4 protein-coding genes and 1 tRNA gene are annotated in these 3,592 nt (G+C 39.3%); all 5 read left to right on the top strand.

The features are described 5' to 3' along the window. Positions 1 to 154: 154 nt before the first annotated feature. The 5 genes from pstA (at position 155) to FJR06_RS00005 (ending at position 3,301) form a co-directional block, all read left to right on the top strand. Complete coding sequence (gene pstA / locus FJR06_RS00025; protein ID WP_168650209.1) at positions 155 to 1,027, top strand: phosphate ABC transporter permease PstA; 873 nt, start codon at positions 155 to 157, stop codon at positions 1,025 to 1,027. 38 nt (positions 1,028 to 1,065) lie between these two features. Continuing rightward, a complete protein-coding gene (pstB, locus tag FJR06_RS00020; RefSeq protein WP_168650207.1) occupies positions 1,066 to 1,845 on the top strand; it encodes a phosphate ABC transporter ATP-binding protein PstB in 780 nt (259 codons plus the stop codon). 82 nt (positions 1,846 to 1,927) lie between these two features. Beyond that, positions 1,928 to 2,524: a chromophore lyase CpcT/CpeT gene (locus FJR06_RS00015; protein ID WP_168650205.1), complete on the top strand. Its 597-nt coding sequence runs from the start codon at positions 1,928 to 1,930 to the stop codon at positions 2,522 to 2,524. A 121-nt stretch (positions 2,525 to 2,645) separates the two neighbouring features. Beyond that, positions 2,646 to 2,717 (top strand) — tRNA-Cys (locus tag FJR06_RS00010). Positions 2,718 to 3,016: 299 nt separating this feature from the next. Continuing rightward, complete coding sequence (locus tag FJR06_RS00005; protein ID WP_158310513.1) at positions 3,017 to 3,301, top strand: hypothetical protein; 285 nt, start codon at positions 3,017 to 3,019, stop codon at positions 3,299 to 3,301. The last annotated feature ends 291 nt before the right edge of the window (positions 3,302 to 3,592 follow it).

Raw genomic sequence — 3,592 nt, 5'->3', positions numbered from 1 at the left:
AGAAGGAAGAAGGAAGAAGGAAGAAGGAGGAAGAAAGAATCAGGAAGGAGTAAAAGTTTCTTATCGTCTGGCTTTTTTGGTAAATTTTATTCCTCATTCCCGTTCATAGCTTTACAGACAATTCAAAATCTAAAATCCAAAATCCAAAATTAACATGAGCGCTTATCCAAATTCAGAAATAGATCAGTCCACAGCGGATGAATTGTATCAGCCATTATCCAGAGGTAGGCAATTATTTACATACGCAATGAATGGGATTGCCTTTGGTTTGAGTGTTTTAGCACTGTTGCCACTATCATCCATACTGTGGGAAATCATGTCACGGGGGCTTTCTGGTTTCAAGCTAGAGATGTTATTTCATCCATTAATTGAAAATGGGTTTGCTAATGCTATTCTTGGTACTATACTTATGGTAGGTATCGGTGCATTACTCAGTATTCCTGTCGGGGTAATTACAGGAATTTTCTTAGCAGAATTTAGTCAAACCAGCCCACTTACGCGGTATGTGCGGTTTATTACTAGCATTCTGACAGGTGTTCCTTCCATTATTGTGGGGATATTCGCTTACGGTGTAATTGTTTTATTAACTAAGGGATTTAGCGCCATTGCCGGTGGTTTTGCCTTAGCTGTAATCATGCTACCAATGATAGTATTGACAACGGAAGAGGCTTTAAAGCTAATTCCTGTTCCCCAACGTCTCGCATCCGCAGCCTTAGGAGGAACTCGTTTTCAAACTACCTTTCGTGTTATTGTTAGTTCGGCTATTCCAGGGATTACTACGGGTATTTCCTTAGCTATAGCTCGAGCTTCTGGCGAAACAGCGCCACTAATTTTTACCGCTTTATTTAGTCAAAATTGGTCTGATGGTTTATTAAGTCCTACTGCTTCCTTACCAGTATTGATTTTTAACCTTTATAACAATCCCGATCCAGCCGTAAATCAATTAGTATGGACAACCTCCATCATTCTCCTAACTTTAGTTTTGTTTTTCAGCGTGCTATCTCGCGTAATTGCTAAGAAAAGATAAGGTCAACTAAAAAATTTTCTTTCGTACTTTAGTCAATCATGAGTAACTTAACTACTGCCATCCAAGTCAAGAATCTTAGCTTTTATTATGGAAACTATAAAGCTATTGAAGGAATATCATTAGATATCTATAAAAATCAAGTTACTGCATTAATTGGTCCTAGTGGTTGTGGTAAATCTACATTTATTAAAACCATTAATCGGATTAGTGAATTAGAAGGAAAAGTCAAAGTCGAAGGTCAGATAGAATTTTTTGGTCAGAACATCTACGATCCTAAGATTAATATCAATCGTCTGCGTCGGGAAATTGGCATGGTATTCCAAAAACCCAATCCTTTTCCCATGAGCATTTATGAAAATGTGGCTTATGGTGTGAGAATTGCTGGTAGATCTCCAAAAGTAGTATTAGATGAAGTTGTCGAATCTGCACTTAAAGGTGCGGCTTTGTGGGATGAAGTCAAAGATAAACTTCATCAGTCTGCTACAGGTCTTTCTGGTGGACAACAACAACGTCTCTGTATCGCTAGGGCTTTGGCTGTTAAACCCAAGGTTTTACTAATGGATGAACCCTGTTCAGCCCTTGATCCGATCGCTACAATGAAAGTAGAAGAATTAATTCACAAATTGCGAACAGAATTCACGATTGTGATTGTTACTCATAATATGCAGCAAGCAACTCGCGTTTCTGATTTTACTGCTTTTTTCAGCACCGATGAAAGCCGCATTGGTCAAATGGTGGAATTCGGGGAGACTGGTCAAATCTTTCGGAATCCGCTAGATACTCGCACCCATGACTATGTGTCTGGACGATTTGGTTAAGTACATACAATAGAAAAGTGTAGACTGAGGGTAATCAGGATTTAAAATTAATTGCATTCCTATTCCCAAATCCGAAATCGGTATGACTCATTCTACAGATATTGTCACCTTAGCTCGTTGGATGGCGGCTGATTTTAGCAATCAAGCCCAGGTTTTTGAGAATCCGGCTTTTTTTGCCCATATTCGTGTATGTATGCGTCCCCTGGATTGGGGGGTATTATCAGGGGTAAGTTTGTTCGTGGAACAAGCTTATGATTATATGCTGAATAAGCCCTATCGGCTGCGGGTGTTACATCTGACGACGGTGGGGGATAAAATCCATATTGAAAACTATACTGTCAAAGATGAAAAAGACTTTTATGGTGCTTCCCGTGATTTACCAAGATTGCAGACTTTAACGAGCGATCGCTTGGAAAGACTCTGTGGTTGTAACATGATTGTAGAGTGGACTGGGAACAAATTCCAAGGCACAGTCGAACCAGGAAAAGGCTGCATTGTCATCCGTGACGGGCAAAGAACCTATTTAGATAGTGATTTTGAACTTGATGGTCAACAGTTCATCAGCCGCGACAGAGGGCGAAATCCTGACACCGATGAGCATATCTGGGGGTCTGTTGCTGGTCCATTTTACTTTGCGCGCTGGGCGAATTTTGCTGAAGAAGTGAAATTAAATCCCTAAGATCCATTGGAGGACAGGCTTTTTGTCTGTCCAGTTAAGTAAAAACATGAATCTTCAAAAAAATTTCTCCTAGATGGTGCAAATTGGGAAAAATGGTGCTACTATTAGTAATTGTGGGCGCGGCGACATAGCCAAGTGGTAAGGCAGAGGTCTGCAAAACCTCCATCCCCCGGTTCAAATCCGGGTGTCGCCTTTGAGAAAACAGCTAAAACCGATTAATTCACGGTTTTAGGTAGTTCTGGGACGGGTTTAATACTCGTCCCAAATTTTATTGGGGTAAGTTTGGGGTAAGTATACCTTTAGCTATGCGACAACTATCTTTAGTGCTATTTTGTGCTGTTTAAATATGTTGGCAATGTGGTATATTTGACCTTACTAGCCTGATTCACAATATATATCTAATATGGCAGAAAAGCAATTAGTTGAGTTTGCTTTAGAAGATGGAACAACTTTTATGGACAACCTTATGCGGAACCACGAAGAAATGTTAAAGTGGGATACATGATTCCTGCAAAAATCATAATTGAATCTTGGAGTTTTTTGAGCCTCATTCAAGCCTTAACTGCTAATCTGGATACAGCTATAAATTCTGCTATTCAAACAGCTTATAAATCTTGTGGTTTAGTAAATTCGCCTCAAACCACAGTAGAAGGTATTGTTAAAGATTTGTATGATTGGGATAAACGTAATTTAGATAGTAATGAAAAATTTAATCATAACGACAATACAGCACAATTTATATCAAAATGGGGAATTAGCAACAGATCAACTTCTTAACGCTGTTTACTTAGTTACTAGAGAAAATTCACCAACAGGGACAACTAAAGATGATTTGATTGAGAAAATATTAAAGTATTTAGATAGTTCCGAGGATTCATGATTAAGAAGTAAATAATTGTAGGTTGGGTTAAACGAAGTGAAACCCAACATTAAGAGGTTGTTTGAAAAGTATTATATGAAACCCATAATCTCCAAAAACCTAACCCCCCAGCCCCCCTTCCCTACGAGGGAAGGGGGGGTTTCAAAGCCTCTCCCCGCTTAGGGGAGAGGTTTGGAGAGGGGTTTGTT

The organism is Dolichospermum sp. UHCC 0352, assembly GCF_009711925.1.
In the GTDB taxonomy this organism is placed as follows: Bacteria; Cyanobacteriota; Cyanobacteriia; order Cyanobacteriales; family Nostocaceae; genus Dolichospermum; species Dolichospermum lemmermannii.
The sequence above is the reverse complement of the archived record's forward strand: the minus strand, read 5'-3'. Positions and strand labels throughout refer to the sequence as shown.

Coding starts and splice junctions, on each gene's coding strand:
- FJR06_RS00015 (WP_168650205.1), top strand. CDS start 1,928: ATGACTCATTCTACAGATATTGTCACCTTAGCTCGTTGGATGGCGGCT.
- pstB (WP_168650207.1), top strand. CDS start 1,066: ATGAGTAACTTAACTACTGCCATCCAAGTCAAGAATCTTAGCTTTTAT.
- pstA (WP_168650209.1), top strand. CDS start 155: ATGAGCGCTTATCCAAATTCAGAAATAGATCAGTCCACAGCGGATGAA.